Annotated in this window: 25 protein-coding genes; 12 read left to right on the forward strand and 13 right to left on the reverse strand. The window is 66.5% G+C overall.

Annotated features, from left to right (window positions below):
* Window position 1: 1 nt before the first annotated feature.
* Together ACOGXH_RS04920 and ACOGXH_RS04925 are read right to left on the reverse strand one after the other, a co-directional pair.
* Window positions 2-871 carry a proteasome assembly chaperone family protein gene (locus ACOGXH_RS04920; RefSeq protein ID WP_419928002.1) on the reverse strand — a complete coding sequence of 290 codons (870 nt, stop codon included), beginning with the start codon at window positions 869-871 and terminating at the stop codon, window positions 2-4.
* Between the two features lie 37 nt (window positions 872-908).
* Window positions 909-1,943 (reverse strand): phosphotransferase family protein, encoded by a 1,035-nt coding sequence (locus tag ACOGXH_RS04925; protein WP_419928003.1) that lies wholly within the window; start codon window positions 1,941-1,943, stop codon window positions 909-911.
* A gap of 47 nt (window positions 1,944-1,990) precedes the next feature.
* Here ACOGXH_RS04925 and trxA point away from each other — a divergent pair, with 47 nt between their 5' ends.
* From trxA to holA, 5 genes are all read left to right on the forward strand, one after another.
* Window positions 1,991-2,698: a thioredoxin gene (gene trxA, locus ACOGXH_RS04930; protein WP_419928004.1), complete on the forward strand. Its 708-nt coding sequence runs from the start codon at window positions 1,991-1,993 to the stop codon at window positions 2,696-2,698.
* Between the two features lie 123 nt (window positions 2,699-2,821).
* Window positions 2,822-3,511 (forward strand): helix-hairpin-helix domain-containing protein, encoded by a 690-nt coding sequence (locus ACOGXH_RS04935; protein WP_419928005.1) that lies wholly within the window; start codon window positions 2,822-2,824, stop codon window positions 3,509-3,511.
* A 13-nt stretch (window positions 3,512-3,524) separates the two neighbouring features.
* Complete coding sequence (locus tag ACOGXH_RS04940; RefSeq protein ID WP_419928006.1) at window positions 3,525-5,312, forward strand: ComEC/Rec2 family competence protein; 1,788 nt, start codon at window positions 3,525-3,527, stop codon at window positions 5,310-5,312.
* A 10-nt stretch (window positions 5,313-5,322) separates the two neighbouring features.
* A complete protein-coding gene (gene folP, locus ACOGXH_RS04945) occupies window positions 5,323-6,165 on the forward strand; it encodes a dihydropteroate synthase (protein WP_419928007.1) in 843 nt (280 codons plus the stop codon).
* A 31-nt stretch (window positions 6,166-6,196) separates the two neighbouring features.
* Window positions 6,197-7,210 carry a DNA polymerase III subunit delta gene (holA, locus tag ACOGXH_RS04950; protein WP_419928008.1) on the forward strand — a complete coding sequence of 338 codons (1,014 nt, stop codon included), beginning with the start codon at window positions 6,197-6,199 and terminating at the stop codon, window positions 7,208-7,210.
* A 21-nt stretch (window positions 7,211-7,231) separates the two neighbouring features.
* Here holA and rpsT read toward each other — a convergent pair whose 3' ends face one another.
* Window positions 7,232-7,501: a 30S ribosomal protein S20 gene (gene rpsT, locus ACOGXH_RS04955; RefSeq protein WP_419928009.1), complete on the reverse strand. Its 270-nt coding sequence runs from the start codon at window positions 7,499-7,501 to the stop codon at window positions 7,232-7,234.
* An 83-nt stretch (window positions 7,502-7,584) separates the two neighbouring features.
* Here rpsT and lepA point away from each other — a divergent pair, with 83 nt between their 5' ends.
* From lepA to ACOGXH_RS04975, 4 genes are all read left to right on the forward strand, one after another.
* The gene (lepA, locus tag ACOGXH_RS04960) at window positions 7,585-9,369 is read left to right on the forward strand and encodes a translation elongation factor 4 (RefSeq protein WP_419928010.1); all 1,785 of its coding nucleotides are present in this window, start codon (window positions 7,585-7,587) and stop codon (window positions 9,367-9,369) included.
* A 61-nt stretch (window positions 9,370-9,430) separates the two neighbouring features.
* Window positions 9,431-10,444, forward strand: a complete 1,014-nt coding sequence (gene hrcA / locus ACOGXH_RS04965) for a heat-inducible transcriptional repressor HrcA (protein WP_419928011.1) — start codon at window positions 9,431-9,433, stop codon at window positions 10,442-10,444.
* 4 nt (window positions 10,445-10,448) lie between these two features.
* On the forward strand, window positions 10,449-11,576 hold the full coding sequence (gene dnaJ, locus ACOGXH_RS04970) for a molecular chaperone DnaJ (RefSeq protein WP_419928012.1): 1,128 nt from the start codon (window positions 10,449-10,451) through the stop codon (window positions 11,574-11,576).
* Window positions 11,557-12,252, forward strand: coding sequence for a 16S rRNA (uracil(1498)-N(3))-methyltransferase (locus ACOGXH_RS04975; protein ID WP_419928013.1), 696 nt, complete (start codon window positions 11,557-11,559; stop codon window positions 12,250-12,252). The genes dnaJ and ACOGXH_RS04975 overlap by 20 nt, the downstream gene beginning before the upstream one ends.
* On the opposite strand, the gene ACOGXH_RS04980 is transcribed toward ACOGXH_RS04975, so the two are convergent.
* The 4 genes from ACOGXH_RS04980 to ACOGXH_RS04995 all read right to left on the reverse strand — a co-directional run bounded on the left by ACOGXH_RS04980 (window position 12,249) and on the right by ACOGXH_RS04995 (window position 18,320).
* Window positions 12,249-13,520: a citrate synthase gene (locus ACOGXH_RS04980; RefSeq protein ID WP_419928014.1), complete on the reverse strand. Its 1,272-nt coding sequence runs from the start codon at window positions 13,518-13,520 to the stop codon at window positions 12,249-12,251. The two genes, ACOGXH_RS04975 and ACOGXH_RS04980, sit on opposite strands and share 4 nt — an antisense overlap.
* Window positions 13,521-13,629: 109 nt before the next feature.
* Window positions 13,630-15,009, reverse strand: a complete 1,380-nt coding sequence (locus tag ACOGXH_RS04985; RefSeq protein WP_419928015.1) for an acyl-CoA carboxylase subunit beta — start codon at window positions 15,007-15,009, stop codon at window positions 13,630-13,632.
* A 69-nt stretch (window positions 15,010-15,078) separates the two neighbouring features.
* Window positions 15,079-15,981 (reverse strand): LysR family transcriptional regulator, encoded by a 903-nt coding sequence (locus ACOGXH_RS04990; RefSeq protein ID WP_419928016.1) that lies wholly within the window; start codon window positions 15,979-15,981, stop codon window positions 15,079-15,081.
* Between the two features lie 65 nt (window positions 15,982-16,046).
* Window positions 16,047-18,320 carry an aconitate hydratase gene (locus ACOGXH_RS04995; protein WP_419928017.1) on the reverse strand — a complete coding sequence of 758 codons (2,274 nt, stop codon included), beginning with the start codon at window positions 18,318-18,320 and terminating at the stop codon, window positions 16,047-16,049.
* Window positions 18,321-18,543: 223 nt separating this feature from the next.
* On the opposite strand from ACOGXH_RS04995, the gene ACOGXH_RS05000 reads away from it, so the two are divergent.
* A complete protein-coding gene (locus tag ACOGXH_RS05000; RefSeq protein WP_419928018.1) occupies window positions 18,544-19,419 on the forward strand; it encodes a hypothetical protein in 876 nt (291 codons plus the stop codon).
* A 177-nt stretch (window positions 19,420-19,596) separates the two neighbouring features.
* Window positions 19,597-20,850, forward strand: a complete 1,254-nt coding sequence (locus ACOGXH_RS05005) for an amidohydrolase family protein (protein WP_419928019.1) — start codon at window positions 19,597-19,599, stop codon at window positions 20,848-20,850.
* Here the strand turns inward: ACOGXH_RS05005 and ACOGXH_RS05010 are convergent.
* From ACOGXH_RS05010 to ACOGXH_RS05020, 3 genes are all read right to left on the reverse strand, one after another.
* On the reverse strand, window positions 20,847-21,179 hold the full coding sequence (locus tag ACOGXH_RS05010; protein ID WP_419928020.1) for a Rieske (2Fe-2S) protein: 333 nt from the start codon (window positions 21,177-21,179) through the stop codon (window positions 20,847-20,849). The genes ACOGXH_RS05005 and ACOGXH_RS05010 overlap by 4 nt on opposite strands.
* Before the next feature lie 81 nt (window positions 21,180-21,260).
* Entirely contained in the window at window positions 21,261-21,410 is a 150-nt protein-coding gene (locus ACOGXH_RS05015; RefSeq protein WP_419928021.1) for an LLM class flavin-dependent oxidoreductase, read from the reverse strand.
* Window positions 21,392-22,855, reverse strand: coding sequence for an aldehyde dehydrogenase family protein (locus ACOGXH_RS05020; RefSeq protein ID WP_419928022.1), 1,464 nt, complete (start codon window positions 22,853-22,855; stop codon window positions 21,392-21,394). Before ACOGXH_RS05020 ends, ACOGXH_RS05015 begins: the two co-directional genes overlap by 19 nt.
* Window positions 22,856-22,961: 106 nt before the next feature.
* On the opposite strand from ACOGXH_RS05020, the gene ACOGXH_RS05025 reads away from it, so the two are divergent.
* Entirely contained in the window at window positions 22,962-23,906 is a 945-nt protein-coding gene (locus ACOGXH_RS05025; RefSeq protein ID WP_419928023.1) for an SDR family oxidoreductase, read from the forward strand.
* On the opposite strand, the gene ACOGXH_RS05030 is transcribed toward ACOGXH_RS05025, so the two are convergent.
* The 3 genes from ACOGXH_RS05030 to ACOGXH_RS05040 form a co-directional block, all read right to left on the reverse strand.
* The gene (locus ACOGXH_RS05030) at window positions 23,886-24,011 is read right to left on the reverse strand and encodes a hypothetical protein (protein ID WP_419928024.1); all 126 of its coding nucleotides are present in this window, start codon (window positions 24,009-24,011) and stop codon (window positions 23,886-23,888) included. The two genes, ACOGXH_RS05025 and ACOGXH_RS05030, sit on opposite strands and share 21 nt — an antisense overlap.
* Before the next feature lie 111 nt (window positions 24,012-24,122).
* The gene (locus tag ACOGXH_RS05035) at window positions 24,123-25,007 is read right to left on the reverse strand and encodes a lysophospholipid acyltransferase family protein (RefSeq protein WP_419928025.1); all 885 of its coding nucleotides are present in this window, start codon (window positions 25,005-25,007) and stop codon (window positions 24,123-24,125) included.
* Between the two features lie 4 nt (window positions 25,008-25,011).
* On the reverse strand, window positions 25,012-26,625 hold the full coding sequence (locus ACOGXH_RS05040; RefSeq protein ID WP_419928026.1) for a lactate racemase domain-containing protein: 1,614 nt from the start codon (window positions 26,623-26,625) through the stop codon (window positions 25,012-25,014).
* Between the last annotated feature and the right edge of the window lie 6 nt (window positions 26,626-26,631).

Below are 26,631 nucleotides of genomic sequence, written 5' to 3' on the forward strand. Positions count from 1 at the left end.
GTCATTTCGATTCGTCCTGGTCGCGCAAGAATCGCTCAAGCTCTTCGGCCAATTCGTCCCCGGTGGGAATCTCCTCGCTCTGCTCTCCCATACTGGCGTCGTAAGCGTTTTCCAGCTGGCCGAGCAGGCGCTTGTGGCTGGAATTTTGGGCGATCATGGTGTCGAGCCGACGGGACACTTCCAATCCCTCGGCGATCAGCGGCGCCGGATCGAATCTCAGTTCGGCCACGGCTCGCAGACCCTGAAACAGCGCCGCGGTGGCGGCCGGGAACGGGGAACCGGACGCATAGTGGGGCACTTGGGCCCACACTGACACCGTCTCCAGTCCGGCGGCCTCGAATCGCTTGGCCAATGCCGCGCTGATCCCTGCGGGAACCTCCAGGGTTCCGGCCGGGGAGCCGAACCGCTCGATCAGATCCTGGGAGGTGCCGGTGGCCGACAACCGCACCGGTCGGGTGTGGGGCACCGCGGCGGGATAGGCCCCCAGTGACACCACTCGGGACACCCCCAACTGCTGCACCAGTTCGTCAACCGCGGTGCAGAACGCCTGCCAGCGAAAATCGGGTTCCGGCCCGTGGAGCACCAGGAACGGGCGCTGGTCCAAGTCGCTCACCTGCTGGAGGCGGATGGCCGGCCAGCTGATGTCATCCACCCTGCCATCCCGCACCGTCATGGTGGGGCGGCGGGCTCGGTGGTCCACCAGCAGATCGGCGTCGAAGCTGGCCACCAGAGCTGCATCGTCTGCCTTCACCATGATCTCGGTGGCATTGCGCATGCCGAAACCGGCATCCACCCACCCGTCCAAGGCCACCACCAGGACGGGATCGGCCAAGTCGAACTCCCGGTGGACAATGACCAACTTGCTGCTCATGGATGTTGCTCCCAGCGGACAATGACCAATTCGCTGCTCATGACACCTGCTCCGCGGCTGATGAGGCCATCTCAACCAACGCGTCCACCCGGGCAACGAAGCTCTCGGCCCCTTGCGGCGGCGCCTTGTCGCCCATCGCCCCGCCCACGTATCGGCTGTACACGCCCTCGAGGATGCACGCCAGCTTCCAGTAGCCGAAGGCCATGTAGAACTCGAAGTTGTCGATTTCGCGCCCGGACGCCTCGGAATAGAGGTCGAACATCTCGGCTCGGCTGGCGAATCCGGCCTCAGAGGTGGGGGGATCGTCCAAGGCGGATTCGGGATCATCGGGCTCGGCCCAATACACCAGAAGCTGAGCCACGTCGGCGTTGCGGTCGCCCAGGGTGCACAGCTCCCAGTCGAGTACTGCCATTACCTGGCCTTGGCTGCCGAGGATGCAGTTGTCCAGGCGGTAGTCGCCGTGGACGATGCCGGCTTCTCCCTGTTCGGGGATGCGGGCCACCAGGTGGTCGTGGACTTCTTGGATCTGAGGGCGGTCCTGGGTCTTGGACTCCTCGAACTGGCGCAGCCAGCGCCGGAGCTGGCGGGCTATGTAGTCCTCCTTGCGGCCCAGATCGCCCAACCCCACCTCGTCCACGTCCACCGCGTGGATGTGGGCCAGCGTCTCGGCGATCGAGGTGGAGGCGGCCCGGCGCACCTCGGGGGCCAGAGCGGCCGCGTGGTTGCGGTTGCGCACCACCCTGCCATCCACAAATTCCATGACGTAGAACGGGCGCTCGTTGACCGCCTCGTCTTCGCACAGCCCGAAGGCTTGGGGCACCGGCACGTCGGTATCGGCTAGGGCGGCGATGATCTTGTGTTCTCGGCCCATGTCGTGGGCGGTGGCCAGCACCTGATACAGCGGGGGTCGGCGCAGCACGTAGCACTGGCCCTTGGCATCAGTGGCCTTGAAGGTGAGGTTGGAGTGCCCGCCGGCGATCAACTCGAACGTCAGCGGCAAGGCCACATTCGGCACATTGGCCTCGAACCATGCGCTGACCGCGTCGTGCTGGATGCCTCTGATGTGGTCCATGCGAGTGTTGAGGGTAGCGTTCAATCTGGTTGGATGAGAGGTAGCCGATGGCCGATGTGACTGATGCGACGTTTGCGACTGAGGTAGTCGAGCGCTCCCACGCCGTGGCGGTGGTGGTGGACTTGTGGGCGCCGTGGTGCGGGCCGTGCAAGACCCTGGGGCCGATCCTGGAGCAGGTGGTGGCAGCCACCAATGGAGCGGTGGAGCTGGCCAAGGTGAACGTGGACGATAACCCGCAGACTGCCCAGGCCTTCCAGGTGCAGAGCATCCCCGCGGTGTACGCGATGCGCGACGGCAAGGTGGTGGACGGATTCATCGGCGCCCAAGGAGAGGCGGCGGTGGCTGAGTTCGTGCAGCGTCTGATTCCCACCGAACAGGAGAGCGAAGTGGAGGCTCTGGTGGCCGCTGGCGACGAGGCTTCTTTGCGGCGGGCGTTGGAACTTGACGCCGACCACGAGGGCGCTGTGGTGGGGCTGGCCGATCTGCTGGTGGCTGATGGCCGGGGCGACGAGGCTCTCGATCTGCTGGAGCGGATTCCTGAGACCCCCGAGGTTCGCCGGATCGCCGCTTTGGCCCGTACTGGCCCAGAGGCCGCTGACAACGGAGATGTCGAGGCCCGCCTCGATAATCTGCTGGGCCGGGTGAAGGCCGATCCGGACGCCCGCCAGGAATTTGTGGATCTGTTGGAGATCATGGGGTCTGACGATCCCCGCACCTCGGTCTATCGCCGGCGCCTCACGACCCAGCTTTACTGAGCCACCTTTCAATTCGGGGTGCGGGAATTGCCCCCTGTTGACGCTGGCCCTGTTGATGCTGGCTCCGGGCTGATACCCTGACGCCACTTCCCCCGCCACTGGCACGGCGCGTCGCGCCCGGAAATGGCCATGGAAGACTCCTCGATTCCCCCTCCTCGGCTGACTCCTGCGGAGAGGGTCCGGGAGATGTGGGATGACTACCGCTATCTGATCACCGTCCCCCGGTTGCTGATGGCGGGGGCTGGGCTGGTGATCGCCATTGCGGTGGCCGCCTACATGATGGTCGGGGCCAACGGCGCTCCCCGCTCCGAAGCGGTGATTCCCATGGCCACGCCGCTGCCGGTTGCCCCGACACAAATGGCTGAGCCTCCGCCGATCCTGGTTCACGCCGCTGGCGCGGTTCATGTCCCGGGCGTGTACCTATTCCGGGGGGAGGCTCGAGTCCACGACTTGGTGCAGGCCGCCGGGGGACTGACCCCTGACGCCGACTTCGACCGGGTAAACCTGGCAGCCGCGCTCGCCGACGAGCAGTGGGTGTACTTCCCTCGAATTGGCCAAACCGCCTTGCCCGCTCCCGTAGGCGGAAGCAGTGCTGGCGCCGACTCACCGGCCGCCCGCTCGGGGCCACTCAACATCAACACCGCCACCGCCGAGCAGCTTGAGTCGCTTCCTGGAGTTGGGCCGGCGATCGCCGCTGCCATCATCGAGCACCGCCAGCGGATCGGCGGGTTCTCCTCGGTCGATGGGCTGTTGGCGGTATCGGGCATCGGACCCAGCAAGCTCGAGTTGATCCGCGCCCTGGTAGCCGTGTGAGCCCAAGAGCACAATGAGCGATCGCCACGCGGTGGCGTTGGCCGTCGCCGCTCTGGCCGGTGCCTGGTGGTCGGCGGCTGTCCCGCTGGTTCCGGCGATCATCCTGGGGGTTGTTGCCCTGGCCGTCCGCCGGCCGTGGCTGTTGGTGGCCGCGGTCTTGCTGCTGAGCTCGTCTCTGGGTGCGCGAGCCTGGGCCGGCCTCGATCCCCTCGAGCCATCAGCGTTTGATGGCGAAGCCACCCTGGTGTCCGATCCGGTGCTGGTGGGCGAGGGGATGCGGGTGTTCGTGCGGGCGGACGGTCGGCGCTATGAGGCATGGGCCTACGGCCGCGCCGCCCGAGACCTGAGCGACCGATTGGCCGGGGACAGCGTCAGCGTCACCGGCAGCGCCCGGCCGATCCTGCCTCTTCCCGACTACCAAGCGGCCCGCCACATCGCGAACCGGCTGAACATCGACCGCATCCACGGTCATCGGGATGGACCTGTTCCCTATCGGCTGGCTAATTGGCTGCGCCGCACTATTGCCCGGGGCGCCGAGTCGCTAGATGACGACCGCCTCGCCCTGTTCACCGGGCTGTCGTACGGCGACGACCGCCACCAGTCGCCGGTGGTGTCGGACGACTTTCGGGCCTCGGGCCTCACCCATCTGCTGGCCGTATCGGGCCAGAACGTGGCCTTCGTGCTTATCCTGGCCCGGCCGCTGATCGAGCGGTTCGACTACCGGGGCCGCTGGGTGCTCACCCTGGGGGCCATCGGCTTCTTCGCCCTGGTCACCCGGTTCGAGCCGTCGGTGCTGCGGGCCTCCGTCATGGCGGCCATTGCCGCCACCGCCACCCTTATGGGGCGCGAGGCGTCCAGCCGCCGAGTGCTGGCCTTAGCCGTGGCCATGTTGGTGCTGGTTGATCCGCTGTTGGTCCATTCGGTGGCTTTCCGGCTGTCAGTGGCTGCTTCGACGGGCATCATCTTGTGGGCCCCCCGCCTCGCCGAGCGCCTGCCGGGCCCTCGGATTTTGGCCGACGCTATGGCCGTGACCGTCTCAGCCCAGTTGTCCGTGTCACCGCTGCTGATTTCCACCTTCGGCGGGGTGCCGGTGGCCTCTTTGCCCGCCAACCTGCTGGCCGCACCGGTGGCCGGGCCGATCATGATGTGGAGCCTTTCGGCCGGGGTCGCAGCAGGTTTGGTGGGCGGTCCGCTGGCCCAGGTCATCCATTGGCCCACCAGCGTGGGCATTGGCTGGATCCAGGCGGTGGCTGGCTGGGCGGCGTCGGCTCGACTGGGTGAGCTGCAAATCCCGCATCTGGTCGCCGTGGCCATTGGCGCGGTCATCTGGTGGCTGGCCCGGCGCCGACTGATGCGGGCGGTAGCCGCCGGGGGATTGGCCATGGCGCTTTTGGTGCCGGCGGTGGCCCTGCGGATTGCCGAGCCGCCGTTTCACACCATGCTCGACTCCGGCGTGGAAGTGTGGCGCCATCACCACGCGACGGTGGTCGTGCTGGGCGCCAACCGCTCCATCGAGCGGCTGCTGGAGGACCTGCGCCGGTCCGGCGTCGAGGCCGTGGATGTAGCAGTGGCCGACCGAGGCACCCGCGCCCAGCGCGACCAGATTCTCTCGCTCAAAGAGCGGATGTGGGTGGGGACGGTCATCGCCCCGCCCGGCCACCGCATCGGCGGCGCCACCACCATCCGAACCGGCCAACAAGTCCTGGTCGGAGGCCTCATAGTAGAGGTGACCTCCCACGACCCCCGGCTGACAGTGGCGGTCACCTCGTCAGCACCCCAAACCAACACCAGCGCGGTGTAGCGTCGCCGGTGTGATTGTGGAGCTGGGGCCGCATCGCTATGACGTGACGACCCGGGCTCTGGTCATGGGGATATTGAACCGCACGCCCGACTCCTTCTACGACGCCGGTCGCTACTGGGATTTTGACGATTTCTTGGCCAAGGCGGATGAGCTGGTGGCCCAGGGGGCCGATTTCTTGGACGTGGGCGGGGTGAAGGCCGGTCCCGGTCCCGATGTGACCGAGGCCGAGGAGATGGACCGGGTGGTGCCCGCCATTGAGGCACTGCGCAAGCGCTTCGACCTGCCTATCTCGGTGGACACTTGGCGGGCCTCGGTGGCCCGAGAGAGCTACGCCGCCGGGGCGGTGGTGGGCAACGACATCAGCGGGTTCGCCGATCCCGACTTCCTCCATGAGGCCGCAGAGGCCGGGGCATCAGTGGTGGCCTGCCATGTGCGGTTGGCGCCGAGGGTGGCCGACCCCGATCCGGTATACGAAGACCTGATGGGAGAGGTGGGCCGGTTTCTGGCCGAGCGGGCCCAGTGGGCCGTTGACGCGGGCATTCCCCCGCAGCGGGTCATGCTCGACGCCGGCCACGATCTGGGCAAGACCCCCGAGATGTCGACGGAGCTGCTGCGCCGAGCCGACGAGCTGGTGGGATTGGGCTATCCGATCTTCCTGTCAGTGTCCAACAAGGGTTTCTTGGGGGCGCTCACCGACACCGAGGTGGGGGACCGGCGGGAGGCCACGCTGGCGGCCCATGCCCTCGGCGTCGGGCTGGGCTGTCGGATCTTGCGGGCCCACGATGTTGCCGGCACCCGCCGGGTGGCCGACTTCATGAGCGCCCTCCTCCAACACCAGCGGGAGTGTGCATGAGCGCGACCGTTGAGCTCTTTGGGGGCTGGCGATGAGCGCCACGGTGGTCCTCTTGCACGGAGACGATGAGGTGCTGTTGTCTAACGCGGTGCGCGACCGGGTGGCCCAGTTGGTGGGCGACGGCGACCGGTCGCTGATGGTGGCCGAGCTGACCGAGGCCGCCTACTTGGAAGACGAGGACTACCACATCGCCCCGCTGGTGGACGCGGCCCAGACCCCGCCGTTCCTCACCGAGCGGCGGGTGGTGGTGGGCCGGGAGATGGGCCGATTCTCCACCGTCGATTCGCTCAGCCCATTGCTCGGCTATCTGGAGAACCCCCTGGAAACCACCGACTTGGTGCTGGTGTGGGAGAAGGGGCCGGCGCTTCAGAGGCTGAACGCGGTGCCCAAGCGCCTGTCGGAGGCGGTGGCCGAAGCCGGCGGAGACGTGGTCGGCGCCGGGGTTCCCCGGGGCCGCGACGGCGCGTCCAAATGGATGGACACCCAGATCGCCGCCGCGGGGCTCCGGCTTCGGCCCGGAGCCAAGCGGCTGCTGGCCGACCACCTGGGCGAGGACATGAGCCGCCTACCGGCGGTTCTCACCACGCTGGCGTCGGCCTATGGCCCGGATCGGGCGTTGGAGGCCGACGATGTCGCCCCGTTCATCTGGGAGGCCGGGTCGGTTCCCCCCTGGGAGCTGACCGACGCGGTGGAGTCGGGCAACATCGCCGACGCCTTGGACAAGCTGCGCCGGATGCTCCATGCCGGGGGCCGCAACGAGATGCAGGTGCTCTCCACCCTCTACAACCACCACAACCGGCTGCTGCGCCTTGACGGCGCCGACGCGGCCGATGAGAAGGAGGCGGCCGAACTGCTGGGCCTAAAGGGCTCCACCTTCCCGGCTCGCAAGGCGCTGCGCCAGGCCCGAAAACTGGGGCCGAAGAGGGTTGCCCGATCGATCGAGCTGCTGGCTCAAGCCGATCTTGACCTCCGGGGCGCCTCCGCGGTGCCACCAGAGGGGGTGTTGGAAGTGCTGGTGGCCCGCCTGACCCAGCTGAACCGCTAGAAGCGGGGGATTCAGCGCGGGCTACTCGGCTTGGAGGCGGGCCAGGCGCTTCATCAGGCGGGACTTCTTCCTGGCGGCGGCGTTGGGGTGCAGCACACCCTTGGTGGCGGCCTTGTCGATGCGCTTGATGGCCTGGCGGGCGGCTTCGGCAGTTTCCTCGCCATCCCCGTGCTGGGCGGCGGTCTCCGCAGTCCGAGTGCGGGTGATGATCTCCGAGCGAACGGCCCGATTGCGCAGGCGGCGCTTCTCGTTCTGGCGGTTGCGCTTTATCTGGCTCTTGATGTTTGCCACAGAATGACCACTCTACCGTCACTCAAACCCCGGTAACCACATGGGAACCTAGTGAATGAGGGCGGTAGCGTTACTCGGTTCCCATGGATCTCTCTCACATCCGCAACACGTCGATCATCGCTCATATCGACCACGGCAAGTCCACGCTGGCCGATCGCATGCTGGAGTTGTGCGGGGCGGTGGATCCAAGGGATATGCGGGCCCAGTATCTGGACTCCATGGACCTTGAGCGGGAGCGGGGCATCACCATCAAGCTCCAGAGCGTCCGCCTCGACCACGACGGGCACGTGATCAACCTCATCGACACCCCCGGCCACGTCGACTTCGGCTATGAGGTGAGCCGCTCTTTGGCCGCCTGCGAGTCGGTCATCTTGCTGGTGGACGCCGCCCAGGGCATCGAGGCCCAGACGCTGGCCAACTGCTACCTGGCTCTGGAGAACGAGCTGGAGGTGGTGGCCGCCGTCAACAAGATCGACCTCCCCGCGGCCGAGCCCGAGCAACGAGCCGAGGAGATCGAGCAGGTGCTGGGAATTGCCGCCGAGGACGTGCTGCACATCAGCGCCAAGACCGGCGAGGGTGTGGGGGAACTGCTTGATGCGGTGGTGGCCCGCACCCCGCCACCGGTCGGCAATCCCGACGCCCCGCTCCAGGCACTGATCTTCGACTCCCATTTCGACCAATACCGGGGCGTGGTCAGCTCGGTGCGGGTGATGAACGGGCGGCTGCGGTCGGGAGCCAAGATCCGGTTCATGCAGGCCCGCACCGACCGCGAGGCCGACGAGATCGGGGCGTGGCGCCCCCAGCCCACACCGGTCGAGGAGCTGGGACCCGGCGAGGTGGGCTATCTCATCGCCGGCATGAAGAACGTGGCCGAGGCCCGGTCGGGAGAGACCGTCACCACCGCCCGGGACAGCGCGGCCGAGCCTTTGGCCGGCTACCAGGAGCCTAAGTCGATGGTGTTCTGCGGGCTGTATCCCATCGACGGCGACGAGTTCGCCGCACTGCGCGACTCCCTGGAGCGGCTGCGGGTGAGCGACTCTAGCTTCAACTACCAGCCGGAGTCGTCGGGGGCGCTGGGCTTCGGCTTCCGCTGCGGCTTCTTGGGGCTCTTGCACATGGAGATCGTGCGGGAGCGTCTGGAGCGGGAGTTCAACCTCAGCCTCATCGCCACCGCCCCGTCGGTGGCCTACCGGGTGGAGATGGACAACGGCGAGGAGCTGGAGGTGGACAACCCCTCCGAAATGCCCCCGGCCGCCGAGGTGCGGGGCATCCAAGAGCCCATGCTGGCCGCCACCATCATCGCCCCCGCCGATTACACCGGCACCCTGATGGAGCTGTGCCAGGCCCGCCGGGGGGAGATGAAGAAGCTGGAGTACCTGTCGCCCGAGCGGGTGGAGCTGGCCTACCGGCTGCCGCTGGCCGAGGTGGTGGTGGACTTCTTCGACCAGCTCAAGAGCCGCACCCAGGGCTATGCCAGCTTGGACTACGAGCCCGACGGCTACGCCTCCTCCGACCTCACCAAGGTGGACATCTTGCTCCAGCACGAGCCGGTGGACGCCTTCAGCTCCATCGTCCATCGGGACGCGGCCTACTCCTACGGCCGGCGCATGACCGAGAAGCTCAAAGAGCTGATTCCCCGCCAGCAGTTCGACGTTCCCATCCAGGCGGCCATCGGCGGCAAGATCATCGCCCGGGAGACGGTCAAGGCCTTCCGCAAGGACGTCACCGCCAAGCTGTACGGCGGCGATGTGACCCGCAAGCGCAAGCTGCTGGAGAACCAGAAGGCCGGCAAGAAGAAGATGAAGGCCATCGGCCGGGTGGATGTGCCCCAGGACGCCTTCATATCCGCTCTACGCCTCGACGACTGAGACCGCCCGTCTGACGTCTGCTGGGTGGCGCATCAGGCCACCCCGGTAGTATTCAAGTTTTATGGGAAGCCAAGCCGAGACGCTGTCGGCCCGGAAGGCCGCGGTGCTGCGGGCCGTGGTGGAGGGATACATCTCCACCACTCAACCTGTGGGTTCCTCCCATGTCTCCGAGATTGCCGATTTGGGCGTGTCCCCGGCCACGGTGCGCAACGAGATGCTGGCCCTGGAGCAGGCCGGATACCTGAGCCAGCCCCACACCAGCGCGGGCCGTATTCCCACCGAGAAGGGCTACCGCCACTTTGTGGACTCCCTCACCGATGTGTCGGGCACCCTGGGCCGCACCGAGCGCCAGCAGGTGCGCTCCTTCTTCGACACCACGCACAGCGAGCTAGAGCAGATGCTGGCCGACACCAGCGCCCTTCTGGCCGACCTCACCGCCTATGCCGCACTGGTGGTGGCCCCCCAGCACTCCAGCGCCACCATCCGTTCGGTGAGCTTGGTGGATTTGTCGGAGCGACTGGTGATGGCCCTGGTGGTGTACGAGAACGGGTCGGTGGACAAGCGCACCATCGAGGTGGACCGGCCGGCCGACTCGGTGGAGATGGCCCGGGCGTCCACCCAGCTCACCGACCTGTTGGCCGGGAGCCCGGCCAGTGCCCTGCGAGATCGCGAGCTGGCCTATGCCCTGATTCCGCTGGCGGCCCGGGTGCTGGACTCGCTGGGTGATCTGAGCGATGCCGAGGAGCAGCTCTACGTGGGTGGGGCGGCCAGCGTGGCTGGGTTGTTCGACGCCACCGAGACGGTTCGCTCGGTTCTGGGAATACTTGAGAAGCAGTTGGTGGTTGTTTCGTTGGTGAGAGACATCCTGGATCGAGGTCTCACAGTGGCCATCGGCTCAGAAACCGGGGTGGCCACCCTGGCCGAGTGCTCGCTGATCGTGGCCCCCTACGAGGTGGCCGGTCAACCGGTGGGCTCCATCGGGGTGTTGGGCCCAACCCGCATGAACTATCCCCAGGCGCTGGCCGCAGTAGCGGTGGTGAGCCAGAACCTGGGCGACAGACTGTCAGCCCCTTAGTTCAATGGCCGCTGACTTCTACGAGCTGCTCGGCGTGGGCCGAGACGCTTCCGAGGACGACCTCAAGAAGGCGTTCCGCAAGCTGGCCCGCCAGTACCACCCCGATGCCAACCCTGACAACGCCGATGCCGAGGCCCGGTTCAAAGAGATCGCTCTGGCCTACGAGACGCTGAGCGACCCCCAGAAGCGGGCCCACTACGACCGCTTCGGCTCCGCGCCGGGGGCAGCCGGCGGGGGCGATCCGTTCTCGGGCATGAACCTGAGCGACATCTTCGACGCCTTCTTCGGGGGGTCGAGCCCGTTTGGGTCCAGCCCGTTCGGCACTGCCGGAGGCAGGGCCCGGACCGGTCCGCAGCGCGGTGCCGACCTGGAGGCGGTGCTGACGCTTGACTTTGAAGAAGCGGTGCTGGGCAGCGACGCTGAGGTGACCGTGCGCACCGCCACGGTATGCGAGCAGTGCGAGGGCCGGGGCGCGGCCGAGGGAACCCAGCCCATCACCTGCGGCACCTGCGACGGTATGGGCCAGGTGCAGCGGGTGCGACAGTCGATCCTCGGCCAGATGGTCACCCGCACGGTGTGCGAGACCTGCTCGGGCAGCGGCGAGGTGATCGCCGACCCGTGCCGAGAATGCCAGGGCGACGGCCGGGTGGTGGGCGACCGGGACTACACGGTCACTGTCCCCGCTGGCGTGGGCCAGGGGTCCACGCTGCGGGTGGCCCGTCGGGGCGCGGCAGGGCCCCGGGGCGGTCCCCCTGGCGACCTGTACGTGCATATCGACGTGCGGCCCCATCCCCGCTTCCAGCGCGACGGCGACAACCTGGTGGACCGGCTGCACCTGACCATGGTCCAAGCCGCCCTGGGCGCCGACTTGAAGTACGAGACGCTGGACAGCGTGGAAGACCTGGAGATTCCCGCCGGCACCCAGACCGGCGATGTGTTTCGCATCAGAGGCCGGGGTGTTCCCCGATTGGAGGGCCGGGGCCGGGGCGATTTGCTGGTGCAGGCCATGGTGGAAACACCCACTGGGCTGAGCGACGACGAGATCGACCTGCTCCACCAGCTCGCTGAGCTGCGGGGTGAAGAGGTGGCGCCCACGACCAGGAAGCGACGTCGTGAAGCCCGGCGGCGATAACGGCCCCCACGTCTTTGTCGATGACCTAGAACAACCCGAGCTGCGCGACGAAGACGGCCATCACCTCACCCGGTCGCTGCGGCTGCGGCCCGGAGACTCCTTCACCGCCTCAGATGGCGCCGGTTCGTGGCGGGTGTGCCGCTTGGGGTCCGGTCCCCACGGCGATGCTGAGGCCGACGGCGAAGTGGTGTACGTCGAGGCTCCCCACCCCAAGCTCACCATCGGCTTCGCCCTCATCAAGGGCGGACGGCCCGAGCTGGTGGTTCAGAAGCTCACTGAGTTGGGGGTGGACGCCATCGTTCCGTTCACCGCCGAGCACAGCGTGGTGCGCTGGGACGCCGACCGGGGTGCCCGTCATGTCGAGCGATTGCGCCGAGTAGCCCGGGAAGCCGCCATGCAAAGCCGCCAAGTGCGAATCCCCGAAATTGGCGAAGTAGCCGAGTTTGCCGATCTAGCCGCTGATCCGGGGACAGTCCGAGCCGACATCACCGGCAACCCCCCTTCCCTCGACTACCCCTCCGTCCTAATCGGCCCCGAAGGCGGCTGGTCCGAAACCGAGCGCCGCCAACTCGGCGCCATCCGCATCAGCTCCTCAGTCCTTCGCTCCGAGACCGCCGCCATCGGTGCCGCCGCCCTCCTCACCGCCCTCCGCGACGAGGTTATTTCCGCTGGCTAGCTGCGCTCGGTGATGGGGGTGTAGGTGCGCTCGGTGGAGCCGGTGTAGACCTGGCGGGGGCGGGCGATGCGGCTGTCTTGCTCGAGGAGTTCTACCCAGTGGGCCAGCCAGCCGGCGGTGCGGGCGATGGCGAACAGCACGGTGAACATGTCGGTGGGGAACCCCATCGATTGGTAGATCAGCCCGGAGTAGAAGTCCACGTTGGGGTACAGGCGGCGGCTCACGAAGTAGTCGTCGCCCAGCGCTACCTCTTCCAGCTTGAGAGCGATGTCGAGCAGCGGGTTGGACCCGGTCACCTCGAACACGTCATAGGCGGCGTCTTTGATGATGCGGGCCCGGGGGTCGTAGTTCTTGTACACCCGGTGGCCGAACCCCATCAGGCGGGTTTCCCCGGCCTTGACCGCCTTGATGAACGGGTCGATGTTCTCGTAGCTGCCGATCTCGTAGAGCATCTCCATGACGGCCTGGTTGGCCCCGCCGTGGCGGGGGCCGTACAGCGAGCAGGCGGCCGCGGCGATCACCGAGTAGGGATCGGTGTGGGCGCTGCCCACCACTCGGGCGGTGCTGGTGGAGCAATTCTGGCCGTGGTCGGCGTGGGTGATGAGCAGCAGATCGAGCGCCCGGCTCATGGCCGGATCGCACTCGTAGGTGGGCTCGGCGATCTTGAACATCATCGACAAGAAGTTGGTGGCAAAGTCGAGGTTGTTGTCCGGGTAGACGAACGGCAGCCCGGAGTTGAAGCGGGAGCCCGCGGCGGCCACCGTCGGCACCTTGGCGATGAGCCGCACGATCTGGTGCATGCGGTTCTGGGAATCATCGATGTCCTTGGCCTCCGGGTAGAAGGTGGACAGCGCGGCGATGGTGGATACGAACATTCCCATCGGATGGGCATCGTGGAGGAACGACTCCATGAACCGCTTGCGGAAGCGCTCGTGGATGAAGGTGTGGTGGGTGATGTCGTACACCCATTTGTCGTACTCGCCGGGGGTGGGCAGCTCGCCGTGAAGCAGCAGGTAGGCCACTTCCAGGAAGGTGGAGTGCTCGGCGAGTTGCTCGATGGGGTAGCCCCGGTAGCGCAGGATGCCGTTCTCGCCGTCCACCTCGCTGACGGCGCTGGTGGTGGCCGCGGTGGTGCTGAAGGAGGGGTCGAGGAACCAGACGTTGGGAAGGAGCTTGCGCCAGGCTGCGGCATCCACACCACCGTCGACAATCGGAACCTCAATAGACTCACCGGTCCGATTGTCGGTGATCGTTATGGACTCAGGCACGCACGGCTCCTTTCCCTGCTCCCTCCGGCGCTGTCGCAGCTTACATCAGGTCGCTGCATTCGCCCCAGAGAGACGGCTGCCCCCGGTCAGAGTGAGGCGGTCCTTCTGCTCAGAGAGGGGTGTTGTCGTGGCGGCGGCGGGGGAGGGTCTCCCGCTTGGACTCCAAGACTTCCAGGGCCGCGGCCACCTCGGCCCGGGTGTCGGCCGGGTCGATCACCGCGTCGATGGAGCCCCGCTCAGCGGCGATGTAGGGGTTGAGGTAGCGCTCCTCATAAGCGGTCTCCAGCTCGGCCCGCTCCTCGGGGCTGGATCGGCGGTGGACGATCTCCACCGCTCCCCGGGCCCCCATCACCGCGACCTCGGCTGAGGGCCAGGCCAGGGCGATGTCATTGCCCATGTGGCGGGAGTCCATCACGATGTAGGCCCCGCCGTAGGACTTGCGCAGGGTCACGTTCACCCGGCCCACGGTGGCCCGGGCGTAGGCGAAGGCCAGCTGGGCGCCGTGGCGGATGATGCCCCGCCATTCCAGGTCTTTGCCCGGCTGGAATCCCGAGGTGTCCACGAAGGTGACCAGCGGCAGGTTGAAGGCGTCGCAGAACGACACGAACCGGGCCCCTTTCTGGCTGCACGCAATGTCGAGGGTTCCGGCCAGGGTCTGGGGTTGATTGGCCAGCATCCCCACCGGGCGTCCGGCCACGGTGGCGAAGGCGCACACCAGGTTGGCGGCCCAGTCGGCCTTGTACTCCAGCAGGTCGCCGTCGTCGGCCACCGCCCTCACCACATCTCGGATGTCGTAGCTGCCCAAGGGGGATTCGGGCAGTATGTCGCGCAGCTCGGGGGTGGGCCGGTCGACGGGGTCGTCCACCGGATACCGGGGAGGCAGTTCGTCGGCGTGGGCGGGAAGCAGGCTCAACAGCGCGCCCACCAGGTCGGAGGCGGCGTCCTTGTCTTCCACCAAGAAGGCGGCCACCCCGCTGCGCCGGGAGAGCTGGCCGGCACCGCCCAGGGTCTGGTTGCTGATCACTTCCCCGGTGTACTGGCTCACCATGCGGGGACCGGTCACGAAGGCGTAGCTGTCCTCGGTGGCGATGGCTATGTCGGCCAACCCCAGCAGCAGGGCCGGCCCTGACACGGCCGGGCCGGTGGCGCAGAAGATGGTGGGCACCTGGCCCGAGCAGTCAACCACTGACTTGGCCACCCGGCCCCAGCCCATGGTGGCGGCGATGCCCGAGTCGATGTCAGCGCCGGATGAGGCGATGAACCCCACCAGGGGAATCCGCCGCAATAGGGCTTCCTGAGCGGCCCGCTCCAGCGTCTCGCTGTCGGCCGGGCTGAGCGCTCCCCGGTCGGCCTCGTTGTCTTCCACCTCGAAGACCACGCACTCCCGGCCGTCGTAGGAGTCCAGCCAGGCCCGGGCCGATCCCGGCGACCCGGCTCGCAGCGGAACCCGGTCGGGTCGGTTCCCGGTGGTGGTCATGGCGTCAGACATGGGTCCTCTCGGTTCCCGGTGGTGGTCATGGCGTCAGTCATATGCGGTGCTGTCAGTCTCGCGCCGGGCTCAGCTGGGGTACACCCCGGCCTGGTCATAGCCGTGGGTGCCCACCACTTCGAAGATCACGTCTCGCACCGCCCGGGTAACGGCCGAAGGCGCCACTCGGCGGCTGACGATCAGGCCCACCGAGCGTCGCACCAGCCCGGTGATGGGGATTCGTCGCCACGGGCCGTCGTCGGGGGCAGCGGTGGCGGGCAGAATGGCCGCGCCGAAGCCGGTGAGCACCAGGGTGGCGATCATCCTCATGCCGTCAACCTCGGCTCGGGTGGTGAGCTCCACGCCCTGGTTCTTTAGCTCGGAGTCGATCTCGTCTCGAAACGCAGTGCCCGGGGGAGGCAGCAGCAGTTCGTGGCGGCTCAGCTCGGCGGGGGTAACCGAGGATTTGCGGGCCAGCGGATGGTCGGGCGGGGCTATGAGCAAACGGTCTTCGGCGAACAGCTCCTCGGCCCGGATCTCAGAGTCGCGCAGCGGCAGGTTGACAACCGCGCTGTGCAGATCCCCGGCGATCACCTGGGGCAGGAGGCTGGTGGTGGTGGCGGTCAGCACCTCAAGGCGGACGTTGGGGTACTTGGCCTCCAGGGCGGGCAGAACGATGGGAATCAGCCACCGGGCGGTGGAGTCGATGGTGCCCAAACGGGTGACCCCGGAGATGTCGTCGCGCATGGCCGCCATGTCCAGGGCGATGGCGTCGGTCTCGGCCCGGATTCGCCGGGCTCGGGCCACCACCGCCTCCCCCTCCTCGGTGAGTGTGCCGGCGTCGCGGTCCACCAGGATGGCCCCCAGTTCCTCCTCCAGCCGCGCGATGTGCTTGGACACGTTGGACTGCACGGTGTGCAGCGACCGGGCCGCCTTGGAGAACGTCTTGTGCTCGGCTATCGCCAACAGGGCGTCGAGCTGGCGGATGTCCATGGCTGCAAATCTACGGTCAGCAGGAGGAGCGGATGTCCATGAGATCTAGCGGCTGGCGTTGTCGGTCAGCCCGAGGTTCGCTGGCGGATCAGGTTCAGGGCGCTGCCCGCTTGGAACCACTCGATCTGGTCGTGCGACAGGGTGTGCTCCGCGGTGATGTCCACCGTCGATCCGTCGGGCTTGGCCACCTGCACCTGCACCGGCTCGCCGGGGGCCAGATCGGCCAGGCCGAGGATCGAGATGCGGTCGTCCTCGTCGATGCGGTCGTAGTCGTCGGGGTCGGCGAAGGTCAGGGCCAACACGCCCTGCTTCTTCAAGTTGGTCTCGTGGATGCGGGCAAACGACCGGGCGATCACCGCGGCGCACCCTCGGAAGCGGGGCTCCATGGCGGCGTGCTCCCGGGATGAGCCCTCGCCGATGTTGCGGTCGCCCACCACCACCCAGCGCTGTCCGGCGGCGTGGTAGGCGGCGGCCACGTCGGGGAACGACCCGGTGCTGCCGTCGAGCTGGTTTTTGCCCTCGCCGACCGCGCCGGTGAAGGCGTTCACCGCTCCCAGGTAGACGTTGCCGGAGATGTTCTCCAAATGCCCCCGGTAGCGCAGCCACGGCCCCGCCATGGAGATGTGGTCGGTAGTGCACTTGCCCTGGGCCTTGAGCAGCACCAGTAGGCCCCGGAAGTCTTCGCCGTCCCACGGGGAGAACGGTTCGAGCAGCTGGAGCCGCTCGGAGTCGGGGGATACCCGCACGTCCACGCCGCTGCCGTCGTCGGGCGGGGCAACGAACCCGCTGGCGCCGGGGTCGAAGCCCTGGTCGGGAAGCTCAGTGCCCGGCCCCACCATGAGCGCCACCTCGGTGCCGTCGGGGGCGGTGATGGTGTCGTTGGCGGGGTCGAAGTCCAGCGTGCCGGCCAACGCCAGGGCCACCACCGTCTCCGGTGAGGTCACGAAGGCGTTGGTGGAGGCGTAGCCGTCGTTGCGCTTGGGGAAGTTGCGGTTGTAGCTGGTGACGATGCTGTTGGGGGTGCCCTCGGCCACGTCGTCGCGGTTCCACTGGCCGATGCACGGCCCGCAGGCGTTGGCCAAAACGGTGGCCCCGATGGACTCCAGGTCGGCCAAAAGGCCGTCGCGCTCGATGGTGGCCCGCACCTGCTCAGAACCGGGAGTGACCATGAGGGGCGACTTGGCGGTGAGCCCGTTGGCGGCGGCGTGGCGGGCGATGCTGGCCGCCCGGGTGATGTCCTCGTAGCTGGAGTTGGTACACGACCCCACCAGCGCGGCGCTCACCTCCAAGGGCCAGCCGTTCAGCTTGGCCTCGGCCCCCAGCTCGGCCACCGGGCGGGCTCGGTCGGGGGTATGGGGGCCGTTGATGTGGGGTCCCAGCTTGGACAGGTCGATCTCCACCACCCGGTCGAAGTAGTGGCCGGGGTCGGCCAGCACGGCGTCGTCGGCCCGCAGGTTGTGGGCGGCGGCATTGGCCGCGTCGGCCACTGCCTCGCGGCCGGTGGCCTTCAGATAGCGGGCGATGGCGTCGTCGTAGGCGAACAATGAGGTGGTGGCGCCGATCTCGGCCCCCATGTTGCAGATGGTGGCTTTGCCGGTGGCCGACAGCGAGTGGGCCCCCTCGCCGAAGTACTCCACAATGGCTCCGGTCCCGCCGGCCACGGTCAGGATCTCGGCCACCTTCAAGATCACGTCCTTGGGGGCGGCCCAGCCGTCGAGCTCTCCGGTGAGGTGCACGCCGATGAGCTTGGGCCAGCGCACGTTCCAGGGGAATCCGGTCATCACGTCCACCGCGTCGGCGCCGCCCACACCCACCGCCACCATGGCCAGGCCGCCGGCGTTAGGAGTGTGGCTGTCGGTGCCGATCATCATGCCGCCGGGGAAGGCGTATTGCTCCAGCACCACCTGATGGATGATCCCCGAGCCCGGCTTCCAGAATCCGGCGCCGTAGCGGGCGCACACCGACTCCAGAAAGTCGTACACCTCCTCGTTGTTGTCGAGGGCGGCGGCCAGGTCGCGCTGGGCGTCAATGCGGGCCGAAATGAGGTGGTCGCAGTGGGTGGTGGTGGGCACCTGCACTTCGTCGAGCCCGGCGGTCATGAACTGGAGCCAGGCCATCTGGGCGGTGGCGTCCTGCATGGCCACCCGGTCGGGCCGCAGATCCACGTAGGTGGCCCCCCGCTCGGGGGTCGCGGTGGGGTCGTCGAGGTGGTTGACCAGGATTTTCTCGGCCAAAGTGAGATCTCGCCCGAATCGCCCCCGGGCGGCGCCAACCCGCTCGTCCAGGGTTGAATACACGTCTTCGATCAGCTCTATAGGAGTGGAAGCGGCTACCGGCATACTCCTGATCCTACGGGCTTGCAGGCAGTTTGGCCTTGTCGCAGAACGGGTGTCCCTTCCCCTATCTCCTGGCGTTCAGTACCTCTAGTTGGCCGGTTTGGCCGGGCCGTTCGAGCATGGCCTTACCGACCCAACTGGAGGTATCGTTTCGCTTGTTGATGGCAGTTTCCTGGTTCTTGTCCTCCGGGGCGACAGCAGCGGAAATTGATCGAGGGGAAAGCCCATGACCGGCGTCAAGATGCTGTGGCACACAACGGCCATGGCCGCCGACTACGACGAATTGCTCGGGCCTCTTCAGCGCTTGTTCGGCGCCGCGGTCATGCACGAGAACGTGTCTGAGGCAGTCGGTGTCGGCCGGCGCGGAGGGATGGTCTGGCTGGGGGACAACTCGATAGAAATCGGCGCTCCCGTCGGAGAGCAATCGCCGGTTCGGAACTTTGTGGAGAAATGGGGCGGCGGCATGCACTCAATCGCCCTGCAAGTGGACGATGCCAAAGCCACTGCCGAGCGGCTGGCCTGTCTCCAGTTGACCCCCCAGGTATGGGTCGAAGACAGCATCTTCTTCTCCAAGCCCAAAGAGTCCGCTGGCCTATTGCTGGAATGGTCCGACCGCCACACCGACGACGATCCCCGCTGGGGATATGCTCCCCAGCCGCTGCCCGAGGCGCCGGTGGCTCCGGCGTTGCAGTACGCGTTCGTCACCGCGGTAGTGGCCAATCCCGCGGCCGTAGCCGAGCGGCTGGCCGGCTTGTTCGAAACCCAGGTTCTCAGGGCCAAAGAGGATGCCGCCCCAAACGAGATCGGTGCGATCGTCTCGCTTGGGGATTGCCTGCTGCTGCTGTTTCCCATGCCGGATGAGGGTATGTCCCAGGATCTATGGGGAACCGACATCACTCGCAACCGGTTCCATGCCCACGGTTTGCGGGTTGAGAACCTTGCCGATGCGGTGTCCAATCTGGCCTCCTGCGGCATCCAACCGGTAGCTCAGATTGCGGGAATGACGTATCTCGGCCCCGACGCTGTGTCCATTCCAACCTTTCTCGTCGAAGAGCTTTTGCCCGAAGACCCACGACACACCCACAAGGTAGAGGAGCCCTGATGTCGTCGCCCTTCATGCCGTCCCGCGACCAAGAGTGGCAGCCCAACACCGCCGACCAGCGCTCTGATTCGGAGCAGGCGGGCTAGGTTGGGGTTGTGACCATGCCAGAAACCGCCCGCGTGGCGTAGACATGATCATGGTCGAATTGATCGGTACTCGAAGCCACGGAGGAAGCAGATGACCGACGAGCATTTCATGTACGTCCGCGACCGAGATCTGCCGTTCAAGATCTTCGACTCCGACAACCACCTCTATGAGACCCAGGACGCCTTCACGAGGTTCTTGCCAAAGGGCATGGAGGGGGTCATCAAGTACGTCGAGGTAGACGGCCGTACGAAATTGGCGCTGAAGGACCGGATAAGCAGGTACATCCCCAATCCCACATTCAACCGAGTGGCCGCGCCGGGTGCGTGGGGGCTCGACCCCGCGGCGGAGGGCGGCCGGAAACCGAAAGGCTCGACAGTCGGGAACTTCACCATGTCGGATGACTTCAAACCGCAGGTCATTCCGGGCGTCGAAGCATTCTTCGACCCCGAGCCCCGTTTGAAGCTCATGCAAGACATGGGAATCGACCGGACGGTGATGTGGCCAACGCTGGCCAGCGTGCTCGAGGAGCGTCTCGCCGACGACCCCCGCACCGTGTGCACGATAATCCATGCCTTCAATCAATGGGTCCACGATCACTGGACCTTCGACTACGGGGATGCGATCTACACAACGCCGGTCATCTCGCTCGCTATCCTCGACCGAGCCATCGAGGAGTTGCAGTGGGTGGCCGAACGGGGCGCGAAGGCCTTCCTGCTCCGGGTGGCGCCTGTGCCCACCTATGAGGGTCGCAAATCCTTCGCCCTGCCGGAATTCGATCCATTCTGGGAGCTTGTCCAAGAACTCGACATCGTTGTCGGCATGCACTCAGGTGACTCGGGCTACACCCGCTACACCGACGAGTGGGAGGGCCGCACGGGAGGAGAGTTCCTGGCCTTCGCACCCAACGCCGCTCCGGGCTTTCAGCTCTTGGCGTCGGAAAAGGACAACCTCATTGACGCGATGGCCTCGATAATCGGTCATGGCCTCGCCAGCCGTTTCCCCGGCCTCAAGTTTGCGCCGGTTGAATTCGCCAGCCATTGGGTGAGGCCGTTTGTAGCCAAGCTGCGAGATGCATCCGAGAACAAGGCGATCCTTTTCGACGAGGATCCATATGAGATGTTCCTTCGCAACGTCTACGTGCATTGCTTCCACGAGGCCGACCCCGCAGGACTCATGGCTGAGACCGGCATGCCGGCCGACCGTCTGATGTTCGGTTCCGATTTTCCCCACCCCGAGGGGATGGCCGATCCCCTTGCCTACGCCGATCTGGTCAAAGACATGCCCAACGACGAGCAGGAGCTGATCATGGGTGGCACGGTGGCCAAGCTCTTGGGAGTGTCCTAGGTCAGCGAGACCTGCACCACATCGCCTACCACCCGAGTCCTGAAAGTCTGCATCCTTCCCGACCAGCCGTCTTCGGAGGGGACGACGCATTCGCCGGTTGACACGTCGAACACGGACCCGTGCTCAGGGCACCGCAACAGCACTCCGCGCAAAAGGGGCAATCCGCCGAGCGGTGTTTCCTGATGCGGGCACATGCTCTGAAATGCGCACCACCGGTCGCCGGTGTTTGCGATCGTCACGGGTATACCGGCGACATCAACGGTCGCGGTCTCGCCGGGGCCCAGATAGTCGGTGGGGGCCGCGTCGATAAACCCAGCTTCATCAGCCATGCATGACTCCTAAACCGACGGCCCGCCGGTGAAGTCGATCACCGGCTCGCTCCAGAATCGTCGCAAGAGGTGTACCTGCTCCTACAGGCGAGGGCCCCGGGTTCGATAGTCGGTGCCGAGCGACTCGTACTCGATGTGGCTCCATCCGCTCCCCACACCGAGTCGGAACCGGTCTCCACTGAGAATGGCGAGTTGGGCGGCCTGTTTGGCCGCTATGTACCTGTCGGCCACCCGACGGTTTTGGTCTCTGTGAAGATCTCCAAGCCCTCGATCCCACACTGGCGGCCGATGCCGGAGTCTTTGTAGCCGCCGAAGGGGGCATCGGCGCCATACCACATGCCTCCGTTTATGCTGAGCGTGCCGGTACGAATCCGTCGAGCGATCCCCATTGCCCTTTCGAGGTCGGTGGAGGATATGGCCCCGGAAAGTCCGTACTCTGAGTCGTTGGCGATTTGCACCGCGTGGTCGTCGTCTTCGTAGCCGATCACGGAGATGACCGGCCCGAAGATCTCTTCGCGGGCGATCGTCATTGAGTTGTCGACATCGGCGAAAACCGTTGGTTCGACAAAGAAACCCTTATCGAACCCGCTGGGGATGCCGCCGCCGGTGACCAGTGTGGCGCCCTCGGCGATCCCCTTGTCGATGTAGCCCAGCACCCTGTCGCGCTGCTTGGCGGAGATCTGCGGGCCTTGCAGGTTGGCCGGATCGGTGGGGTCGCCGTAGGCGACGCCCTCGAAGCCCATCTTGACCAGCTCGACCGCTTCCTCGTAGCGGGAGAAGGGCACCAGCATTCGGGTGGGCATCGCGCAGCCCTGACCGGCGTGCATGCAAATTCCGGCCGCGGTGGGGACAGTGGCGGCAAAATCGGCGTCATCGAGGATGAGGTTGACCGACTTGCCCCCCAACTCGAGGAAGACCCGCTTGAGGGTGCTCGATGCGGCTTCCATGATCCGGCGGCCAGTGGCCGTGGACCCGGTGAACGCCACCATGTCCACCAGGGGCGACGTGGTCAGCACCTCGCCAACCAGGTGATCGCTGGAGGGGACGATGTTGACGATGCCGTGGGGGATCTCGGTCTGCTCGGCGATCAGCCGGCCGATGCGGTTTGCGTTGAGCGGGGTGTCGGGGGCGGGCTTGAGGACGCAGCTGTTCCCCATTGCCAGGACCGGACCGAGCTTGCTGAGAGTGACCTCGATAGGGAAGTTCCACGGCACGATGACTCCCACCACGCCGACCGGCTCTTTCCAGACCTCTCGGTGGGATTGGTAGCCGACGCCGAAAGGGTCGTTATCGGGGAGTTTGCGGGACCACGGGAAGCGGTCGACCATCTCGGCTGGCCAGGTGAGCGCCTCTCGCAACGGAGCATCGAGCTGGGGCCCGTACGTGGTGAGCACGGGGCATCCCACCTCGGCAATGAGCTCAGCCCGCAATTCTTCCTGTTCGGCCTCGAGCGCCTTCTGAAGCTGAAGGATTGATCGTTTCCGGAGCCCTGGGTCGGTTGCCCAGTCGGTGCTGTCTTGGGCTCGTCGAGCTGCCGCGACGGCCCGATCCATGTCTGCGGCCGTACCGTCGGCGCACATCGCCACAACCTCCTCGGTTGCAGGATTCAGCACTTCGAACTCCTGGGTCCCCGAGAGAAGTTCACCGTCAATGAGCATTCGCGTTTCGTGTGACATCCCTCTTCCCTTCCATTTCCCTTGAGCGGTGGGCAGAAGGCTAGCTAGGCGTGTGAAGTGAGCACTATTTTGGCTTTGTCGTTTGCTGCACCGGAGAAAGTGGTCCATGGATTCTCGCCAGCGGATGAGTCGGCTTGACCGGTTGCGGGCACTGGCCGGGTCGATGTCAAGGCAACGGCGGAAGCCCAACCCGGCTCATGCGATACCAGCAGAGGATTGCGACCTCACGTCGAAGACGATCGTCCTCACCGGCGGTACCGACGGGATGGGCCGAGCGGCGGTCGACATCTTCTGCGAGATGGGGGCAAAAGTCGTTCTGCTGGGGCGGAATGAGGCGAAGGCTAAGCCGATCGTGGATGAACTGGGCCCGTCAGTCGAATTCGTCCACTGCGACCTTTCGTCTTTGGCCAGTGTCCGCCGCGCGGCAACCCAGGTGCTGTCCGACCATCCCAGCATCGACGCACTGGTCAACAATGCCGGTATCAACGCCGGTGAGCGGCAGGTGACCGAAGAGGGTTTCGAAGTCCATTGGGTGGTCAATTATCTGGGCCCCTTCCTTTTGACCAGCCTTTTGCTCGACCGGGTGATTGCCTCGGCGCCGGCGCGCATCGTCAATGTCTCCTCCGCGATGGAGGTCTTCGGCCATGTGCACTTCGACGATCTTCAACTCGAACGCGACTTCTCCACGGGCAAGGCCTATTCGCAGGCGAAGCTGGCCCTCAATATGTTCACGCTCGATCTGTCGCGCCGACTGGAGGGTTCAGGAGTAACGGCCTATGCGCTCAACCCAGGCTTCATCAAAACCAACCTGCTCCGCGATACGAAGGGTTCCCTATCCTTTGGCAACGTCATGATGCGGCTATTCGCATCGCCTCCTGTCGTCGGCGCCGATCGCATCGTTCGGCTCGCTGTTTCGTCGGCCTACGAAGGCGTAAGCGGACAGTTCATCTATGAAGACGAGGCCCGGCCGCCCAATAAAGAGGCGCTCGATGGCGAGATTGTGGAGCGGCTGATGGAGGTGAGTCGGGCCTCAGCCGGCGTTGAGGGCTGAGCCCTGACTGCCGCCGTCGGTGGGGGCACCGGTGGACGCCACCCCCCCCCAGGCGAGGTGCTTGTTGGTCTTGCGGTGGAAGTCAACCTCGTCGGCGCGCTCCAAGAAGCTCTCGTCGGTGTTGGCCGATAGGAGCGCATGAGAGACCGAGGCAATCCACCAGAAGCCCAGCCGTTGTGGAGCGGGCTCGGTCGCCCCGTCCAGCAGCGTTAAGTCTCAGGGCCAGCGGCGGTGTTGGCGGCGGGAGCGGGGGGAGCGGTCTCCGAGCGCCCAAGCTCGGCGCCAGGGGGAGATATTGGGGCCGGTGAGGCCGGGGGTAGTGCCGGCGTGGGCTCGGCGGCGGGCCTGGTACCAGTCGGTGGCGCACTCATCGGCCAATGTGGCCACCGCCACCTCGATGCGAGCCGCGAACCGCCGGGCGTTGTCCTCCTCGGTAGGCACCAAGGGGTCGCCGAATGTGATGGTGGTGGTCGACACCTTGGGCACGTTGCGGCCCTTGGGCAGGATCCGGTCGGTGCCCTCTACGTGCACGGGTACTACTGGCACGCCGCAGCGCACGGCTAGGTAGCCGGCGCCCCCCAGGAAGGGCTGGCCCCAGCCGTCGGGACTGCGGCCGCCCTCGGGGAAGATGAGCAGGCTCCAGCCGTCCTCGATGAGGGACGCGGCCAGGCGGGCCGAGCGCCGCCCCACTTTGGAGCGCTCGACGGGAATGGCGCCAATGACCAAGGCGGAGGCGGCCGACTTGACCGCCCCGGTGAAGAAGTAGTCGGCTGCCGCGCCTACCACGAGCCGGTTGCGCCACCGGGGCGGGATGGAGGTAAACAGCAGGGGGGTGTCGATGTGGCTGTGATGGTTGGCGGCGAAGATCACCGGGCCGTCCAATCGCTCGATCCGGTCGAGGCCCCGGCGCTGGGGACGGGCCAGAGCGGCCATGGCCGGCTGCATCACAACCTCGGTGATGAGCCGCCGGGCGGCCCGAGCAGCGGGCTTGCGGGCCCAGTCGGTGTCGTAGTCGGCCCCGCGATTCTTGAGATCCGGCGCGGGCGGCACCCCCGCGGGCGGTCGAGCCGCCCGATAGGGGAAGTCCAGCTTCGAGATCACCCTTCTAGCTGACATCGGCCATCAGGATGGGAGGGTTGTGGAGGTGGGTGACGGTGGGCTGGCGGCCCACGGTGTCGCTGGCGATCTCCAGGGCGTCCTGGAGGGTGGAGGCGGGGCGGAAGCCCATGCGCTGCACCGCCCGGGTGTCGCCGCCCACGATTATCACCTCGCCCAGGTGCTGAAGGGCGTGGGCTCCCCAGTACCACATGTAGAAGGGGTGGACGCCGTGGTAGGCGTACGACGTGCGGTACAGGTGGATGTACCACTCGTCCTCGGCGAACTGGCGCTCGTAGCGGGCCTCGATCTCCACGGGGTCGGTGGTGTCGGCCAGGACCTGCTCGAAGAAGTCGATGTAGCTGGGGTGGTGTACCGGGTGGAACTCCCAGCGGGTGGGGTGGCCCATGATGACCACGCCGCCTTCCCGCACTAGCGGGCGGCCCCGATAGAGGTTGAAGAAGTAGCCCAGCCCCAAACACATCACCAGGATGGGGTTCATCACCGAATTCACGTTGTAGGGGCAGATGTAGGGCAGGCCCATCGTCAAGATGTCGGTCTGGCCCTCGACGGGCACCAAGTGCTGGGCGTACACGTTCTCGGTGGTCACCTTGTGGACCGCCTCCACCTCGCCGGCCTGCACCGAGGTCAGCTCGTAGGGCGCCCGCCACGACTGGAAGATCTGCCGGGCCATTTGGGGCGGGGCACACTTCAGCCCGGTGGTCATGGCCACGAAGGCGGCCCGGTCTTTGGCCGTCCATTCCCACTCCCGCTTCTGGAGCATGGCCAGCGGGCCGTCCACCCCGAAGGTGTTGTTGTTGACCGTGGTCTCGATCTGGAAGATCTTCACCCCGGAGTCGCGCAGCACCTTGCCCATGCGCCAGTTGGAGGCGTGCAGCTCGGAGCGGTGCTGGTCCATGAACGACTTGGACTCCTGCATGGTTTTTACGTTGTGGTGGTGGCGCAGCCCCTGGTAGCCGGCCAGGCCGGTGGCGGTGCTCTTGTGGCCGCCGTCCATGGCCACCAGGTTGATGTTCACGTACACCACCAGGTCGCTCTCCGCGGCCCGCTTGGAGAACTGCACCTCCTCGCCGTGGGGTGTGGTGCCCAGCACCACCATGCCGTCGGGGTCCTCGGCGTCGTGGTTGTAGAGGCAGCCCGAGGGGGCGAAGGCGTCGTAGGTGCGGTCGCCCAGGCAGTAGCGCAGCTCGTCTTCGGTCATGCGCCGGTGCAGGGCCAGCGCGGCGATGATGTGGACGTCGTCCACCCCGGCCGCCGCGGCCATCTCCAGCACCTGCTCGATCACCATCTGGCGGATGTCGGGGCGGCGCATGGGGGGCAGCGGCAAAGAGATGTCGTCGAACGCGATGGTGAGCTTCATGCCCGGGCGCAGCTGGGCGGGCAGCGGGTCCTGGTCGATGGGGTTGAGCAGCGCCCGGCGGATGGCACCCTCGGGATCGGCCAGGCCCAGCAGCGGCTCTGCGGGGTAGATCACCCGGCTGCGCCCAGCCGGCAGCTTCTCGGTGCGGAACCCCTCACCGTGGTGGAACAGGATGGGCGGGGTGGAGCGGTCTACCTCCAGCACCATGCCTGGACGGGGGGTGGGCCTAACTCGATCCTTCATGCCCGG

Origin of the sequence: Candidatus Poriferisocius sp. (genome assembly GCF_965208355.1) — a bacterium.
Classification (GTDB): domain Bacteria; phylum Actinomycetota; class Acidimicrobiia; order Acidimicrobiales; family Bin134; genus Poriferisocius.